The organism is Rhodopseudomonas sp. B29 (assembly GCF_000333455.1).
In the GTDB taxonomy this organism is placed as follows: domain Bacteria; phylum Pseudomonadota; class Alphaproteobacteria; order Rhizobiales; family Xanthobacteraceae; genus Rhodopseudomonas.
In genome coordinates, this window is record NZ_BADD01000029.1 from 1 (window position 1) to 1,087 (window position 1,087).

Below are 1,087 nucleotides of genomic sequence, written 5' to 3' on the forward strand. Positions count from 1 at the left end.
GGGCCGCTCCTAGAGCCGGACATTACCAGAATTACCAGGTTTAGCGTTCGTCATTGCGAGGAGCGAAGCGACGAAGCAATCCAGCTCAGTGCTCGGAGCTGGATTGCTTCGCTGCGCTCGCAATGACGAGCTCTTCGCTTTGTGCTCAAGCCGCCGCCGACACCGCGATCAGCTTCTTCAGCTTGGCTTCGGCGGCGCCTGAGTCGATGGAATGCGCGCCCATCGCCACGCCTTCCTTGAGGTCCTTGGCCTTGCCGGCGACGATCAGCGTCGCGGCGGCGTTGACCAGTGCGACGTCGCGATACGGCCCCGGCATGCCTTCCAACACGGCGCGCAGCGCCACCGCATTGGCGGCCGCGTCGCCGCCCTTCAGCGCGTCGGCGTGGGCGCGCGGCAGGCCGGCGTCCTCGGGGGTGACCTCGAAGCTGGTGATCTCCCCGTTCTTGAGTTCGGCCACCGTGGTCGGGCCGGTGAGGGTGATCTCGTCGAGCCCGTCGGAGCCGTGCACGACCCAGATCGCCTCGGAGCCGAGGTTCTTCAGAACCTGCGCCAGCGGCTGCACCCAGTGGCGCGAGAACACACCGATCATCTGTCGCTTGACGCCGGCCGGGTTGGACAGCGGGCCGAGCAGATTGAAGATGGTGCGGGTGGCGAGTTCGACCCTCGTCGGGCCGACGTTCTTCATCGCCGGATGATGCGTCGGCGCGAACATGAAGCCGATGCCGGCCTCTTTGACGCAGCGGCCGACCTGGTCGGGCGTGATGTCGATCTTGACGCCGAGCGCGCCGAGCACGTCGGCGGCACCGGATTTCGAGGAGAGGGCGCGGTTGCCGTGCTTGGCGACCGGCACGCCGCAGCCGGCGACGATGAACGACGCGCACGTCGAGACGTTGACCGAGCCCGAGCCGTCGCCGCCGGTGCCGACGATGTCGACGGCGTCAGCGGGCGCGGTCACGGTCAGCATCTTGCTGCGCATCGCCGCCACCGCACCGGTGATCTCGTCGACGGTCTCGCCGCGGACCCGCAGGCCCATCAGGAGCGCGCCCATCTGTGATGGCGTCGCGTCGCCCGCCATCATCAGCCGACG

The 1,087-nt window shown here is 68.2% G+C and carries 1 protein-coding gene; it reads right to left on the reverse strand.

Features of this window, described 5'->3' with window-relative positions; translation table 11 throughout:
* Nucleotides 1–145: 145 nt before the first annotated feature.
* The coding region (trpD, locus tag I5M_RS00885) for an anthranilate phosphoribosyltransferase (protein WP_022719676.1) at nt 146–1,087 on the reverse strand (942 nt) is incomplete at its 5' end.